Origin of the sequence: Radiobacillus kanasensis (assembly GCF_021049245.1) — a bacterium.
Lineage (GTDB): Bacteria > Bacillota > Bacilli > Bacillales > Amphibacillaceae > Radiobacillus > Radiobacillus kanasensis.
On the sequence record NZ_CP088020.1, the window covers coordinates 2,823,496 to 2,838,453 of the forward strand.

At 38.7% G+C, this 14,958-nt stretch carries 16 protein-coding genes; 4 read left to right on the top strand and 12 right to left on the bottom strand.

Annotated features, from left to right (window positions below; all coding sequences use genetic code 11):
* Nucleotides 1-76 precede the first annotated feature (76 nt).
* Nucleotides 77-820: an alpha/beta hydrolase gene (locus KO561_RS14795; RefSeq protein WP_231094040.1), complete on the bottom strand. Its 744-nt coding sequence runs from the start codon at nucleotides 818-820 to the stop codon at nucleotides 77-79.
* A 200-nt stretch (nucleotides 821-1,020) separates the two neighbouring features.
* Nucleotides 1,021-1,251, bottom strand: a complete 231-nt coding sequence (secG, locus tag KO561_RS14800) for a preprotein translocase subunit SecG (RefSeq protein ID WP_231094041.1) — start codon at nucleotides 1,249-1,251, stop codon at nucleotides 1,021-1,023.
* A gap of 161 nt (nucleotides 1,252-1,412) precedes the next feature.
* On the opposite strand from secG, the gene KO561_RS14805 reads away from it, so the two are divergent.
* The 4 genes from KO561_RS14805 (at nucleotide 1,413) to ptsP (ending at nucleotide 5,756) form a co-directional block, all read left to right on the top strand.
* The gene (locus tag KO561_RS14805; protein WP_231094042.1) at nucleotides 1,413-2,357 is read left to right on the top strand and encodes an alpha/beta hydrolase; all 945 of its coding nucleotides are present in this window, start codon (nucleotides 1,413-1,415) and stop codon (nucleotides 2,355-2,357) included.
* Between the two features lie 104 nt (nucleotides 2,358-2,461).
* Nucleotides 2,462-3,373: a 1-phosphofructokinase gene (pfkB, locus tag KO561_RS14810; RefSeq protein WP_231094043.1), complete on the top strand. Its 912-nt coding sequence runs from the start codon at nucleotides 2,462-2,464 to the stop codon at nucleotides 3,371-3,373.
* 398 nt (nucleotides 3,374-3,771) lie between these two features.
* Nucleotides 3,772-4,044 carry a phosphocarrier protein HPr gene (locus KO561_RS14815; protein ID WP_231094044.1) on the top strand — a complete coding sequence of 91 codons (273 nt, stop codon included), beginning with the start codon at nucleotides 3,772-3,774 and terminating at the stop codon, nucleotides 4,042-4,044.
* A complete protein-coding gene (gene ptsP / locus KO561_RS14820; protein WP_231094045.1) occupies nucleotides 4,041-5,756 on the top strand; it encodes a phosphoenolpyruvate--protein phosphotransferase in 1,716 nt (571 codons plus the stop codon). Before KO561_RS14815 ends, ptsP begins: the two co-directional genes overlap by 4 nt.
* A gap of 233 nt (nucleotides 5,757-5,989) precedes the next feature.
* Here the strand turns inward: ptsP and KO561_RS14825 are convergent, their stop codons facing one another.
* From KO561_RS14825 to eno, 10 genes are all read right to left on the bottom strand, one after another.
* On the bottom strand, nucleotides 5,990-6,904 hold the full coding sequence (locus KO561_RS14825; protein ID WP_231094046.1) for a VanW family protein: 915 nt from the start codon (nucleotides 6,902-6,904) through the stop codon (nucleotides 5,990-5,992).
* 459 nt (nucleotides 6,905-7,363) lie between these two features.
* A complete protein-coding gene (locus KO561_RS14830; RefSeq protein WP_231094047.1) occupies nucleotides 7,364-7,615 on the bottom strand; it encodes a hypothetical protein in 252 nt (83 codons plus the stop codon).
* Entirely contained in the window at nucleotides 7,590-8,825 is a 1,236-nt protein-coding gene (locus KO561_RS14835) for an IS91 family transposase (RefSeq protein WP_231094048.1), read from the bottom strand. Before KO561_RS14835 ends, KO561_RS14830 begins: the two co-directional genes overlap by 26 nt.
* 251 nt (nucleotides 8,826-9,076) lie before the next feature.
* On the bottom strand, nucleotides 9,077-9,451 hold the full coding sequence (locus KO561_RS14840; protein ID WP_231094049.1) for a VOC family protein: 375 nt from the start codon (nucleotides 9,449-9,451) through the stop codon (nucleotides 9,077-9,079).
* Between the two features lie 39 nt (nucleotides 9,452-9,490).
* The gene (locus KO561_RS20450; protein ID WP_269140662.1) at nucleotides 9,491-9,625 is read right to left on the bottom strand and encodes a hypothetical protein; all 135 of its coding nucleotides are present in this window, start codon (nucleotides 9,623-9,625) and stop codon (nucleotides 9,491-9,493) included.
* A 154-nt stretch (nucleotides 9,626-9,779) separates the two neighbouring features.
* Complete coding sequence (locus KO561_RS14845; protein WP_231094050.1) at nucleotides 9,780-10,706, bottom strand: carbon-nitrogen hydrolase family protein; 927 nt, start codon at nucleotides 10,704-10,706, stop codon at nucleotides 9,780-9,782.
* 723 nt (nucleotides 10,707-11,429) lie between these two features.
* Nucleotides 11,430-11,819: a DUF4181 domain-containing protein gene (locus tag KO561_RS20590; protein WP_408004822.1), complete on the bottom strand. Its 390-nt coding sequence runs from the start codon at nucleotides 11,817-11,819 to the stop codon at nucleotides 11,430-11,432.
* 245 nt (nucleotides 11,820-12,064) lie between these two features.
* Nucleotides 12,065-13,018, bottom strand: a complete 954-nt coding sequence (locus tag KO561_RS14850; protein ID WP_231094051.1) for a nuclease-related domain-containing protein — start codon at nucleotides 13,016-13,018, stop codon at nucleotides 12,065-12,067.
* A 135-nt stretch (nucleotides 13,019-13,153) separates the two neighbouring features.
* The gene (locus KO561_RS14855; RefSeq protein ID WP_231094052.1) at nucleotides 13,154-13,597 is read right to left on the bottom strand and encodes a hypothetical protein; all 444 of its coding nucleotides are present in this window, start codon (nucleotides 13,595-13,597) and stop codon (nucleotides 13,154-13,156) included.
* Nucleotides 13,598-13,656: 59 nt separating this feature from the next.
* Complete coding sequence (gene eno / locus KO561_RS14860) at nucleotides 13,657-14,943, bottom strand: phosphopyruvate hydratase (protein ID WP_231094053.1); 1,287 nt, start codon at nucleotides 14,941-14,943, stop codon at nucleotides 13,657-13,659.
* Nucleotides 14,944-14,958 lie beyond the last annotated feature (15 nt).

The following is a 14,958-nucleotide window of genomic DNA, read 5'->3' on the forward strand; positions in this document are numbered from 1 at the left end:
CCTTCCTTTTCACACAGGCATTTTGTATATAGACTTTACTTCTTCTTATTACTTCATACGGTGGTTTTATTGTGTGTCATGACCAAGGAAGTGATTCTAAAAACCTGTAAACATCTTCATGTAGCTGTTCTTTTTCTTTTCCTAATGTAATCACATGTCCGGACTCTTCGTACCATTTCATGTCTTTTTCATCTGATTCAACATGTTCGTAGATGTAGGTCGCACTAGCTGTGTTGATCATTTGATCTTTTCTAGCTTGTACGACGAGTGCTGGTGCATAAATGTGGTCGACGTGCTCTTTCACATCGGTAATTAATGCTCCTAATCCTTGAAAGACATCTTTTGATTCTTCCATTAAAGCATCTACTTCTTTTTGAATCGTTTCTTCGTCTTTTTGCTCTAGTTGTTTATATTCTTTAGAGAACTGTCTAAATCCTACCGTTAATTGCTGTTCGTTATCAAAAAACATTGGCGCACACATTGGAACGACGCCTTTCACTGGATAGGAATACGCTAATTTCAGCCCGAGTACTCCTCCTAGAGAAAGTCCTGCAACGGCAATTTCATCATAGCCAAGATCTTTCAAATGCTGGTACGCAGCTTGCGCATCCTCCCACCATTGGTCCGCGTTAGACTGAATAAGTTCCTCTGGTGGTGCTCCATGCCCCCGGTAAATCGGGGCGTGACACGTATAACCTTTTCCTTGTAAATATCGACCGAGCATACGCACATCGGCTGTATGACCTGTGAAACCGTGTAAAAGTAATACGGCTCTGTTTCCTTCTTCAAATGTAAAAGGTTCTGGTTGTTTAATCTTCATTTCTACTTTCTCTCCATTCCTACTTTCTTTCTATGTATGCTTTACCCAAAATAGGGTGAAATCATGTTCTAATTTACGTAAAGAAAACTTGGTGAAGTGAAGCCACGCTTATCTATTTTCCTAAAACAAACTACTCGCTAACAGGATATCCTCTGATAAGGAAAAAAATCCCTTACTAGAGATAGTAAGGGATTTTAGGATTATAGGACGTAAGCCACTAAAAACGTAAGGACAAATAGAAGTACAGCGGCAACAATCGTTGCACGGTGTAAAACTAAATCAATTCCTCGCGCTTTCTGTTTTCCAAACAATTGTTCAGCACCACCAGAAATGGCACCTGACAATCCGGCACTTTTACCAGACTGTAAAAGGACAAGAGCGATAAGTGCTACTGCATCGATAATTAATAACGTAATCGCAACTGTTGTCATGTTGCGGACACCTCCTAAGACGCACTATTACATATTAGTTACTTTAGCATAAGTCGTCCTACATTAGCAAGCTAATTTCCTACTTCTCATTCCGTTTATAAACGACTATTATAAAGATAAAAATAGGGGTATGATAGGGATATAAAGAATGGAGGAGTATTATGGCTAAATCTTCTTTTTGGCTAGATTCCGAGGATGATGTAAAACTTCATGTTCAGAAATGGATTAAGCCTCGATCGAATGATCCGAAGGCGATTGTTCAAATCTCCCACGGAATGGTAGAGCACATCGGTCGGTACGACGATTTTGCTCACTTTTTAGTTAGTCAAAACATTTTTGTATATGGAAATGACCATCGCGGACATGGGCAGACCGGTACGGCACATGGAATGATGGGTCTTTTATCGGAAAAAGACGGATTTGAAAAGGCAACAAATGATCTATACATCGTAACCAAACACATACAAGAAGAGCATCCCGAAACACCGATTTTTCTACTCGGGCATAGCTTCGGTTCATTTCTTGCGAGACATTACATCCAATTACATAGTGAGGATATAGAAGGTGTCATCATTTCAGGAACAGGTGGACATCCTGGAATGGCAAATATTGCAGCAAAACGAATCGCTCAACAGCAACTAAAGAAGGATCTACTCGGTGTCCCGTCACCGATGCTTAACAAGCTTGTTTTCCGAGCCTATAACAAGCGTGTCACCAACCCAAAGTCTCCGTTTGACTGGTTGTCACATGACGAAAAACAAGTATTACAGTATGCCGAAGATCCACTATGCGGATTTATTCCATCAGCAAGCTTCTTTTATGACATGTTTCATGGACTTGATCTCGTTCATAACGACAAGCTTATTAAAAAAATTCGGAAGGGCCTTCCTATGCTCTTTGTGACAGGTGAAGAAGATCCTGTTGGGAAGTATGGAAGTGACATCTGGAAGGTAATGAAACAATATCAGAAGCACGATATTGATGATATTACGGCGAATTTTTATCCGCACGGTCGACATGAGATGTTAAACGAAATCAATAAGGTAGACGTGTACAAAGACATTTTGAAATGGATTGAATTTTACCTTCCTGAAGAAGATGAATGATTTTGACTGATTATGAATGATTTTGATTGAAAAGAACATAAGATTGGCTTATGATTAAGGTGTAAATATAACTCAAATTACGTGAAAAAGGTTGTGAAGAACCGATGATTTATACATGCACCTTAAACCCATCCGTGGACTACGTATTACGAGTACAGGATTTTCAGCTTGGTGGCTTAAACCGAGGAACGGAAAGCTTTTATTATCCAGGTGGAAAAGGCATTAACGTATCTCGTGTATTAAAAAGATTAGGCGTAGAAAACACAGCATTAGGATTCTTAGGTGGGTTTACAGGTAGCTTTATTCGTCAGGAACTAGAGAAAGAAAACATCCAGCATCAATTTGTGGAGATATCCGGTACGACTCGCATTAATATGAAATTAAAAGCAGACGAGGAAACCGAATTGAACGGGCCAGGAATCCCAATCTCCAAACAGCAGATGGATGAGCTTTTCGAAGAAATCCAGCGATTACAAGAAGGCGATTACTTAGTTGCTGCTGGAAGTATTCCGAGTTCCATTCCAGATGATATTTACTTACAGATTGCTCATGAATGTCAGAAAAAAGGGGTCAATCTTGTAGCGGATACGTCCAGTGCTGCGTTAAAAGCGTTGATTGGCACCAAACTTTTTCTCGTCAAACCAAATCATCATGAGCTTGGAGAACTTTTTGATACGAGCATCGAATCGCAAGAGGATGCTATCCACTATGCCAAAGAACTACAACAAAAAGGTGCGGAAAACGTCATCATTTCGATGGGCGGAGATGGGGCCATTTTCGTTTCAGATACGGAAACTTACGTGGCCGATGTTCCTAAAGGAAAGGTTAAAAACACCGTTGGCTCTGGTGACTCCATGGTGGCAGGCTTTGTCGCGTCCTATATCCAACATGGCGACAAAAGAAAAGCATTCCAACAGGCGGTTGCTTCCGGAAGTGCTACAGCCTTCAGTGATGATCTTTGCACGAGTACAGAGGTTGCTTCTCTTTTGGAACAGGTACGAATTCAGCAGGTTTAATTTAGGATTCTTTTCATAGTCTAACACTAAATTTTCGGATGAAGTTTTATTAGCAGTTGAAATACACGGAGACTCCTACGGGAACAGCGGCCAAATCGAGACCACACAGCGAGCGCTTTTGACGAGTGAGGAGGCTTGATGGTCGCCCGTGGAAAGCGGTGTGTATTTCAACTGCGATATCCAGAAAGATACAATTTATCCGAAAGGAACTATATTTCTTATAATCATGGGAGGAGTTCGTTCAAAAACCTGCCATGTTTTATTCGTACTTTTAGACTAGATTCTTGAAATTTGGTTTGAATTAAGGGTAAAATTATATAGTTAGAGAGCCAGTGAACCTACATATAAAGAGAAACAGGTTTTTGCTGGGGATACGATTCAATTAGGAGGTTTCATGTATGGCAGAACAAACTTTCACCATAACGGATAGCACAGGTGTTCATGCGCGTCCAGCGACACTTCTAGTAAACAAAGCTGGAGCATTCCAATCAGAATTAAAGGTAGAGTATAACGGAAAATCGGTGAACTTAAAATCGATTATGGGTGTTATGTCTCTAGGAATTCCAAAGGACGCACAAATCAAAGTAATCGCAGAAGGTCCAGATGCAGACGAAGCTTTGCGGACAATAGCGGACACAATCAAAAGCGAAGGACTAGGAGAATCGTTATGAGTAATCTTAACGGAATTGCTGCATCCAATGGAATTGCGATAGCCAAAGTGTACAAGCTCGCAGTACCAGATTTGTCTTTTGAGAGAACAAAAATAGATAATCCTGACGAGGAAATTGCACGTTTACAGGATGCTTTAGAAGTATCTAAAAAAGAATTGGAGAAAATCAAAGAAAACGCTAGAAAGACACTTGGCGATGAGCATGCGGAAATCTTCTCTGCTCACCTGCTTGTTTTAAGCGATCCAGAAATGATTAATCCAATCCAAGAAAAAATTAAATCCGAGAACACAAACGCAGAGTCCGCATTGAAAGAAACAGCGGACATGTTCATTTCTATGTTTGAAGGCATGGATAACGAATACATGCGTGAGCGTGCTGCAGATATCAAGGACGTTACAAAACGTGTGATGGCACACTTGTTAAATGTAAGCTTCCCAGACCCAGCATTAATTGATGAAGAAGTAGTCGTGGTTGCGGAAGACCTAACACCGTCTGATACAGCTCAGCTTAACAAACAGTTCGTTAAAGGGTTTACTACGAATATCGGTGGACGTACTTCTCACTCTGCCATCATGGCCCGTTCCCTTGAGATCCCAGCTGTCGTTGGAACCAAATCTATTACATCAGAAGCTCATGAAAACGATATCGTTATCGTGGATGGAATTGATGGAGAAGTAATCCTGAATCCAAGCGATGAAGAAATCGCGAAATATGAAAAGAAACAAGCAGACTTTGAAGAACAGAAAAAAGAATGGGCGAAGCTTAAAAATGAGCCAACTAAATCAGCAGATGGTGAATTAGTAGAACTCGTTGCCAATATTGGAACTCCAGAAGACGTAAAAGGTGTTATTGATAATGGTGGTGAAGGGGTTGGACTTTACCGTACAGAATTCTTGTACATGGGTAAAAGCGAACTCCCGACTGAAGAGGAGCAATTCGAAGCTTATAAATCCGTACTTGAACAAATGGGTGACCATCCGGTTGTCGTTCGTACGCTAGACATCGGTGGAGATAAAGAGCTTAGCTACTTAAAACTACCGGAAGAAATGAATCCTTTCTTAGGCTTTAGAGCGATTCGTCTTTGCCTAGAGCGTGACGATATTTTCCGTACACAGCTTCGTGCGTTATTACGTGCAAGTGTTTATGGTAACTTAAAAATTATGTTCCCAATGATTGCGACACTAGATGAGTTCCGCCAAGCAAAAGCGCTTCTTCTAGAAGAAAAAGACAACTTAGTTAGCGAAGGTACGAAAGTGAGCGATGAAATCGAAATTGGTATCATGGTTGAAATCCCTTCTACTGCTGTTATCGCTCGTCAATTCGCCAAAGAAGTGGATTTCTTCAGTATTGGCACAAATGATTTGATTCAATATACAATGGCTGCGGACCGTATGAACGAACGCGTATCATACTTATACCAACCATACCACCCAGCTATTTTAAACCTAGTAAACAATGTGATCGAAGCAGCACACGCTGAAGGCAAATGGGCTGGTATGTGTGGAGAAATGGCTGGCGACTCCATCGCAATTCCTATTCTTCTTGGATTAGGATTAGATGAGTTCAGCATGAGTGCTACTTCCATTCTTCCTGCACGTACACAAATCTCGAAGCTTTCTAAGCGTGAGCTAGCATCTTTCAAAGATCAACTTCTTTCTATGAGCACGGCTGATGAAGTTGAGGCTTTTGTTCGGGAGAAGACAAATCAATAATGAAGATGAAAAAGCATGGACTGTGATCCATGCTTTTTCGTTTGTTTTGGTTTAATGAGAAACTTACATTCATTACATTTATATCACCTTATAATTCCAACAGTGATCCTAATTAAAAAGAGGAAATGATTGAACCATGCTTTGAGAAATATTGTTTCGAATAGGCTTTCATTTGTAATTTAAAATGGAGGTACTAATCCTCTTGACCCATACCTCCATTTTTTGCTACTATCTTATTCACCGAAGATCTCTTTATCTCTAATTAACTCCTTTGAAGCATTAGGTACTTCACGTGGTGTGAATTCTATGATATCTGAGGAATATAGTTTGATCATCATACTCCCATTCTTTGCCTTAGCCCGAATAAGAAGCGGCTGATTTAAGTTATTCTCAAACGTGAAATCAGGTCCGTACCAACTGACTGTTGCATCTCTTCCAGATGGAACATAGGGAACACTTTTACTATGGGAAAATCGCTCCATAATTTTTACCCCAAGTCGGTCAACCGCATTGAACAAAGTGGAAGAAACCTGACAAATTCCTCCACCTATTCCTTCAGATACTTCTCCCCTTACAATCTCAGGAGCCGGTAAGTATCCCTTCTCCTCTGTCCTTTTGCCTACTACTTTGTTAAAGGAAAAGGTCTTACCAGGAAAAACAACATGGTTGTTAACCGCTTCGGCTGCAAGAGAAATATTATGAGCTCTTTCCTCATTATTCGTATTAAAATAAGTGATGTATTGACTTATCTGTTGTGTGCGAATGTTTGCAAGTAACTCGTCATCTACTCTAGGATGAATGTTACGTAAAGGAGCTTCTATCCTAGCAGATTTATTGTTTAAAAAGCTAGTATAAAACAGTTCTTTGAACTTTTGGCGATGTAACGTGTGGCCGACTTTTCCGGATACAATTTCTCCGCTATCGTCGAGAGTTGCATTCACTGGTTTTTGGTAAATTTCTTCCTCTAGTTCTTTGATTAACTTCGTGTATTTTTCTTCATCTAGTACTGGTTCATCCAAGAATGGTATTGTAAATTCAGCTGGATTCACACTTGCAATGGTCTCCCCTTTATAGGTCACCACTAAGTTACTAGATGCTATGACTTGGTGAACAAATAATAAAAGCATCGTTAAATATGTAATTTTCATAAATGAATCTGCCTCCTAACACTAGTATGATTCGGAGGCATGATTTCATGTAATATGTTATATAATTATACTTGTAAATAGGTATTAACACGTTTTTAGCTTTGTTTGATAGACAGTAATTCTCAAGCCGACGAAATGGAAGCCTGAAAAATTTATATACTCCAAACGTTAAAGAGATTCCTCCCCATCTTTCGAGTACTCCGTCTCTACCTTACATATTCGCACCTTACAATGATGGACCCCTCTTTTTTTCCTTAATTCTTGTGCTACTTTATGAGAAGCATTTTCTTTCCAATTATGAATGTCCTCTAAAGATTCCCAATAGGACACTGTAATCCCCAGATCACAGTCTTTGGCACTCTCTATCCCAGGATACCCTTTCTGTTGATTATAGGATAAAAATGGGAGGAACCGAACAAAATCGCTAACGCGACTAAGTTACGTCCCAAATAGAATTATTTACTTGGGATTTTTTCTCGCTTCAATCATAGTGCCATTACAGTGAGGACAATGTAATTCAACTTCCTCACCATTATTTTTGTCTACGCTAAATTCACCGATGATGTACTCAGGTACTTCATCAGTGTCGTTACAATCTAGACACTTGAATTGAACAGTCTTTATCTCTTCGTTTAATCCAAATGGATCCTCTTCTTCCAACCATTTATCTAATTCTTCTGATGGATTATCCTGCCTTTTTTGGTTTGCCAATTCCGTATTTCCTCCTTCTTTCCATCTCTATATCCTCCATATAGTGATATAACCAACCGTAATCAGAATGCCATATTCCCACAAGCTCCATCTGTCGATGGCAATGTGGACATTCAAATGGATCCTTTTCAAAGGATTCAATCATACGTTGTCGATAGGTTTTCTTTTTACGTTTTTTCTCTAAAAGTAATTCTATCTGTTTCGTTCTCATAAATGCATGCAAACTTAATATTTGTTGTGCCTTATGATGAGACCTTCTACTATACAACCCAAATCTTCCTACCATTCTAAAATGTTTTGGTGGAACGTGTTGAAGTATTTCAAATATGAATCTATACACAGGAATTCTCTTATCCACTCGTTTACCTGTCTTATGGTCTTCATACCAGTAATGAACACTCTTACCGTCGTACTCTTCTATTCGATATTCTGCAATAGCTGGACGAGCTAAGTATCTTCCAATATATTTAGCCACTGCTTTCGCATTTGTCATTTTCTTCTCAGCATTAACATAAAAACCTTTCGGATATCTTTGATATAACTCATTTATAAGGTTTATTACTTTTTGATTATTAGGAAACCATTTTTTTAATAAATCTAATACTACTTTCTGCCATGACTTTCTCAAATAGTCATATGGAATATAACCATTGTTCACCCATTCATTATTGTTATCTAGTGCACCTTCCGTAACTAATGCATGTATATGTGGGTTAAACTTTAAATCTCTACCAAATGTATGTATTACTGTAATGATTCCTGAACGGAATCCTCGCTTTTTACTTTTTTGATAGTTATGGTATTGGAAAACTTCCGAGACTTGTTTACTCAATTCATTAAGCTTTTTACGATCATCATAAAATACTTTTCTTATCTCTTGAGGGATGGTGAATACCATATGACGATGAGTTACATTGAAGATCATTTCCTGTTGTTTGTCTGACCAATCATCGGTGTATTTTTTACCGCATCGATGACATAGCCTACTTTTACAAGTGAAACAAACAAATTTAGGCATAGGATTTCCTTCACATCCTAGACATTCATATCGAGCATAACCTAAATCAGTAGTACCGCATCTAATTGTCTTTTTCACTGTTTCTTTAATATGACTACGATAAGACTCGGGAAAACGAGTAGAATGTAATTCCCAAAAACCTGCAAAGTGATCTTTTAATATTTGTTTAACAACTCCAGAACCTTTACTCATCTTCTTCTCCTCAATAAAAGATAATAAAATTTTAGCATAAAGTTATCCACAACTAACGACTTTTATAATTTCCTAGACAACAAAAAAGCCTAATTTCTTAACGAATTAGGCTCATCCAGTAAATCAAATAATAAACGGGTCCTTCCACTCCATCATCAACGCATAATGATGAAACTTTTCATCATCGAGATAATTAGCTACGAATCCTAATGGCGTTCGACCACATTTTAATTGCTATGCTAAAGAGTTATCTATGATAACGATTCGACGATCCAAATCTTATATCCATCCGGGTCAGCAATGACGGCTTCTTTTACTCCCCACTCTCGATCAATCGGTTCTTGTACAATTTCCCCTCCTGCTTTCCTTATCGAGGAAACAGCTGCATGTACATCATCAAGCAGTAATTCGATCACGATTCCTTTCTCAACAGGCTCGGGCTCATCAATGATATGTAACATGATAGAAAGCTTGCCTTCCCCGGAGCCAACCGAATAATAAGCCATCCCATTTTCAACAAAATCCTCTGATAAATGTAATACATGTTTGTAAAAATGAATAGACCTTTCTAGATCTTTTACGGGTACAATAATCGTATTAAGTTTTTTGATTGTGAAATCCGCCATAAAAATCCTCCTATTATAATATTTTGGAAGGGGTTACCTCTATGCTTTGTAGACTTTCTTTTCTAATTTTTCTATTCTTACTTTTAAGTCATCGTTCTCTTTTTTATTTTTTTCACATTGTACAAGAGCTCCTGCAGCCAAAGAGAAACCACACAAAGCAAAAAACCATTCCATTGTTAGTCACCTGCCCTTGAAACCTACTAATTACGAATAATTTACGTCCATTTTAACATAAAATTCCAATTGAGTTCATTAAAAAAGTTCGCCAATACTGACGAACTTTTTTTTGAATACTCATCCTTCGATTAAAGCAAGGAATATTCTTTATTCATGATAGGGGTGTGGTCTTTTTTAATGTTTCATCGGGAGCTTTCTGGTCTATCGCAGCTTGTTCCAGTTTAGTTTTACTGAGATCCGGATACAGATCAACACGGCGGTCTCTCCATGTCGTTACAGAGCCTTCCGAACGAATTTCATACAATAAGGACAAATCAAGATCCGCTGTAATAATCATATCGTTATTGATTTCCCCTTCCATCAAGATACCTCGTTGTGGAAATGGAATATCATTCGGCGTGATGACAGCAGCTTGCCCGAAGTTCGATCTCATAAAATCAACGGTTGGCAACGAACCCACAGTTCCTGTCGTCACAACATAGACTTGATTCTCTATCGTTCTCGCATGGCAAGTGTAACGAACTCGATGGAATCCATGGCGATCATCTGTACAAGACGGGATAAAGATGACATCGGCTCCCATCCCACGAACCATGCGTACTATTTCCGGAAACTCTACATCGTAACAAGTGAGAATCGCGATCTTTCCTTTTTCTGTATCAAAAATACGAAACCCGTCTCCAGGAGATAACTTCCATTCGGTGATTTCCCATGGAGTCAAGTGAAGTTTTGCTTGCTCCTCAATGCGCCCATGCGGATAAAAAAGATGGGCAACATTGTAGTACTTTCCTTCTCTTTCAATGATGTGCGTACCACCAATAATGTGCATATTTTCCTCTTTTGCTAAAGATGTCATAAGGTTATAGTAACGCTCTGTATATGCTGGTAATCCTGTATAAGTACGATCAGTTTGATCCGTAATCGATAATAATTGTGTCGTAAGAAATTCAGGAAACAAAATAAAGTCAGAATTGAATTCAGCCGCATTCTTCACATAATGGGTGACTTGCTTGGCAAAATCCTCAAAAGTGTCAATCGTATGAAGATGATACTGAACCGCAGATACACGAAGTTTCATTCTCGCATTTCCCCTTTATAAAAAATGTCAGAAGAAAAAGCGCACCTCTTTAAGAATACTTCAAAGAAATGCGCTGTAATTCATACAATATACTATGTTTTTGTGATACATTCAATGGCTTTTGGCTATTTTATTTTTCTTTTAAACTGTCTAGAATCACATAGCCAAAAACGAAGCCTGAAAGGATAGAAAGCAGGTGGGGGGATTTGATAGTTAGATTAAATAGAAATGGCGGAAGTTGGACGAGATTGAAATAAAGAACGATAGGACTAATCATAATAATGAACATTGGAAGACCAATGACACCAAGCTTGACCCAATCCACTTTCCAAGCATTTTTCCACTCGGAGATAAATTGCGGAAGTCTCGTTATAAGGCCTAGGAATACAGGTAAAAGCGTCGAATAGACTACTAATGGTCAGATTTTATAGGTTTCTTCACTATATTCTTTTAGCCTTTCTCCTATTTCTACTCCTGCAAAAGCCACCATCAAAATTCCAATTGTCCAGAGTAAATAGCTCACAAATCGTTTCATCAATATCCTCCTTTATACGTAGCCTTCAACGATAATCACTATAAGGAAGATTAGCAAATCAAATTCTCATAAAAGAATATAATACCTATAAACAATATGGAACACAAAGAACCTAACCAGCGCGAATAATGTTCCTTTTCTTTCTGGTAAGTAATCCAATTCCTGTTTCGATTTGCATATGTTTCCTCCTATATAAACCCTTCACGAACAAAAATATAAAATATAATAACAAATAAGACTGAAGCAGAGACTGAGAAGTACTCCACATAATACCTTCTTTCTTCACGATACTCGATCCATTCCTCCACTCCTCTTAGTACAGAAGAAAGTGTAGGTATAATAAAGAAGCAAATGGAAGATAGAAACACATTACCTGGTGAGAATTGTATCACCAAAAGAAAAGAGAACATACCAATAAAGAAATTAAGGATATCTAACCCAACGTATATCTTTTTTCTGCCCTCAAGAAATGGTCTTCTTTTTGTCTCTATTCCAAGTTTTCTTTTTATCAAGTTAAGCCCAATAATCAGGTATGAAAAAACAAAGAGGAATAGTAAGATAAGGGCACCAATTTTCATTTCGTCACCTCATTTCGTTTTTAATTTTTCAAGAGCGATTGCTGCTATGAGTAGGAAAGGGACGAGTATGATGGTTGTAAAAATAAGTGCAACTACTAAGCCATCAGCTGCAAATTTAGTCTAAACCAATGAAGGTGAGGGCTAGTGCAATTAATAAGTTTATGGTTTAATTTTAACATATTGTTCCATTTTGTGGAGTTGTTTACAAATTAAAATGGGAATTCATTGTTTCCATTGTGTTTCAATCAACTCATAAAATATTGTTTCCCCTTTGTGTTTCCTATTCTGTTCAAACGACTGGAGTTCAGGATCCTTTTGCAAACGTCGGGGCTATCAATGTGTAAGAAGTCTCTACACTGAGAGTTGTTTATGGTGGGATTAAGAAGAAGGAGGAAATCTTGTAATGCCTGTTCATGTGACTTCCTATTATTATATCTACAGTTAGGGCATTTCCAAGTTCTATTTTTTCTAATCATAGGGATAAGCATACATCTGGGACATTGTACCCCTGTCATTATATCTTTTGGATTAATATCGAAATAGTCCGAGGCACTTACAATCAAGGGATTATCTGATTCTATAAATAGATCTTGCAAATTTAACAGTTCCCTCTTTGACAGGATTTCCATTTTATTTTTATTGGACTTATCTATAACATCAATTAGACTATCCATATGAAAAACTTTTCCTATAGTTTCTTCCTCATTATTACTGACCTTGATTATAGCGCTTCGATTACAAATTACTATAAAGGCTTTTATTTCCATATCTATAAAACCACGATCCGTTAGCCAGTGAACTAATCGATTCTTTTGAAGTTCAACCTGAGACAATGGATCTCTGAATCCTTCCTCTTTACCATCTAATATACGAACTAACTGTTTAAACTTCCGATCAAAGTATAGTGTTCCAGATATATTTTTAGCCTCTAAAATAATGATTTCTTTTTTGGATAGTATTAGAGAATCAATCTGAAAGTAAACGCCCTGATTGTTCAATCTAAGATCATTAATAATAATGAAATTATCATCTAATTCTTTTAGAAAATAATCCATTTCTTGTTCTCCGTTGTACCCAGATAACCTTTTTTTATATTCATCTACTATTTCTCGCCTCTTGTAATGATGTTGTGGTAATCGCCTTAGCAAAGCCTCGGCCATTTTTAGTTTAATTGGCTTCTTCCTATCCTTAACAATCATGCAATCACCTCGATATTAATAATTCAAGATGATTAGTAAGATCCCTCTTTTATATTTTTAAATAGATTTTCAGGTCCATTTTATAATTTATAAATGCGCATACTTTAATTATTCGGCTAATGATTTGATAAATAGTTAAATATCACTGAAAAATTGAGTTGCATTTTTGTTAGATTTTTTTAGTGGGTTCATGAGTGGGTTCCGGTGATTCCCGACTGGATTCCGGCGTTTGTTCCGATTTTTCGGCGTTTCAGCTTGATATTCCGGCGCTTTTTCGCTTTTTCCGGCGTTTCCGGGCTGGATTCCGGCGTTTGTTCCGATTTTCCGGCGTTTTACTTGATATTCCGGCGGTTTTTCACTTTTTTCGGCGGTTAATTTTTTTCCGGCGTTCCCGGGCAGGATTCCGGCGGTTGTTCCGGTTTTCCGGCGCTTCACTTGATATTCCGGCGATTTCCCGCTTTTTTCGGCGGTTAATTTTTTTCCGGCGATTCCGGACAGAATTCCGGCGCTTTTTCCGATTTTCCGGCGCTTCAGCTGATATTCCGGCTTTCCCTCGCTTTTTTCAGCGCTATCAGGCACAGCACATCCCACTCCAACAAAAAAAGCCACCCCCGTGGGGTGGCTTTCCTCATCACAACTTACTTATTCAAATTATAAAACGCTGCTAATCCGCCATATTGGCCAGTTCCTACTAGTTCGTCTTCGATACGAAGTAGTTGGTTGTACTTAGCTACACGGTCTGTACGAGATGGTGCACCTGTTTTGATTTGACCTGCGTTTGTTGCAACTGCAATATCCGCGATGGTTGCATCTTCTGTTTCACCAGAGCGGTGAGAGATTACTGCTGTGTATCCAGCGCGTTTCGCCATTTCGATTGCATCGAAAGTTTCAGTCAATGTACCGATTTGGTTTACTTTTACAAGGATAGAGTTTCCTACGCCTTGCTCAATACCTTGTTTCAGACGTTTTGTGTTTGTTACGAATAGGTCATCCCCAACAAGCTGTACGCGATCACCGATGCGATCTGTTAGAAGCTTGTGGCCTTCCCAGTCGTTTTCATCTAGACCATCTTCGATTGAGATGATTGGATATTTGTTGATCATTTCTTCATACCAAGCAACCATTTCTTCAGAAGTACGTACGACGCCTTCTCCTTTAAGGTTGTACTTGCCATTTTCGTAGAATTCGGAAGATGCTACGTCCATCGCAAGCTTCACTTCTTCACCTGGCTTGTAACCAGCTGCTTCGATAGCTTCGATGATCGTAGATAGTGCTTCTTCGTTAGAGCTTAAGTTTGGAGCGAATCCACCTTCGTCGCCAACACCAGTGTTCAGGCCTTTACCACTAAGCACTTTTTTAAGAGCGTGGAAAATTTCTGCACCCATGCGAAGTGCTTCACGGAAAGTTGGAGCACCTACAGGCATAATCATGAATTCTTGAATATCTACGTTGTTATCCGCATGCTCCCCACCATTTACGATGTTCATCATTGGTGTTGGAAGTGTTTTTGCATTGAATCCACCAAGATAGGTGTAAAGAGGCATTCCTAGGTAATCTGCAGCAGCGTGAGCAACAGCCATGGATACACCAAGAATAGCGTTAGCACCTAGTTTTCCTTTGTTTTCTGTTCCATCAAGCTCGATTAAAAGTTCATCGATGACAACTTGACGAGTTACGTCTAGTCCAAGAAGTTCTGGTGCGATGATTTCGTTCACGTTTTCTACTGCTTTCAAAACACCTTTTCCTAAGTAACGGGATTTGTCACCGTCACGTAATTCTACTGCTTCGTGCTCACCAGTAGACGCTCCACTTGGAACTAGTGCAGAACCGAAAGCTCCAGATTCTGTGAATACTTCTACCTCAATAGTTGGGTTACCACGAGAGTCTAATACTTCGCGTGCATAAACGTCTGTAATGTAAGGCATTGGTTAATCTCTCCT

What these genes read in the sequence shown, in the direction of transcription:
- KO561_RS14795 (WP_231094040.1), bottom strand. Translation starts at nt 820, where the DNA reads ATGAAGATTAAACAACCAGAACCTTTTACATTTGAAGAAGGAAACAGA.
- secG (WP_231094041.1), bottom strand. Translation starts at nt 1,251, where the DNA reads ATGACAACAGTTGCGATTACGTTATTAATTATCGATGCAGTAGCACTT.
- KO561_RS14805 (WP_231094042.1), top strand. Translation starts at nt 1,413, where the DNA reads ATGGCTAAATCTTCTTTTTGGCTAGATTCCGAGGATGATGTAAAACTT.
- pfkB (WP_231094043.1), top strand. Translation starts at nt 2,462, where the DNA reads ATGATTTATACATGCACCTTAAACCCATCCGTGGACTACGTATTACGA.
- KO561_RS14815 (WP_231094044.1), top strand. Translation starts at nt 3,772, where the DNA reads ATGGCAGAACAAACTTTCACCATAACGGATAGCACAGGTGTTCATGCG.
- ptsP (WP_231094045.1), top strand. Translation starts at nt 4,041, where the DNA reads ATGAGTAATCTTAACGGAATTGCTGCATCCAATGGAATTGCGATAGCC.
- KO561_RS14825 (WP_231094046.1), bottom strand. Translation starts at nt 6,904, where the DNA reads ATGAAAATTACATATTTAACGATGCTTTTATTATTTGTTCACCAAGTC.
- KO561_RS14835 (WP_231094048.1), bottom strand. Translation starts at nt 8,825, where the DNA reads ATGAGTAAAGGTTCTGGAGTTGTTAAACAAATATTAAAAGATCACTTT.
- KO561_RS14840 (WP_231094049.1), bottom strand. Translation starts at nt 9,451, where the DNA reads ATGGCGGATTTCACAATCAAAAAACTTAATACGATTATTGTACCCGTA.
- KO561_RS20450 (WP_269140662.1), bottom strand. Translation starts at nt 9,625, where the DNA reads ATGGAATGGTTTTTTGCTTTGTGTGGTTTCTCTTTGGCTGCAGGAGCT.
- KO561_RS14845 (WP_231094050.1), bottom strand. Translation starts at nt 10,706, where the DNA reads ATGAAACTTCGTGTATCTGCGGTTCAGTATCATCTTCATACGATTGAC.
- KO561_RS20590 (WP_408004822.1), bottom strand. Translation starts at nt 11,819, where the DNA reads ATGAAAATTGGTGCCCTTATCTTACTATTCCTCTTTGTTTTTTCATAC.
- KO561_RS14850 (WP_231094051.1), bottom strand. Translation starts at nt 13,018, where the DNA reads ATGATTGTTAAGGATAGGAAGAAGCCAATTAAACTAAAAATGGCCGAG.
- eno (WP_231094053.1), bottom strand. Translation starts at nt 14,943, where the DNA reads ATGCCTTACATTACAGACGTTTATGCACGCGAAGTATTAGACTCTCGT.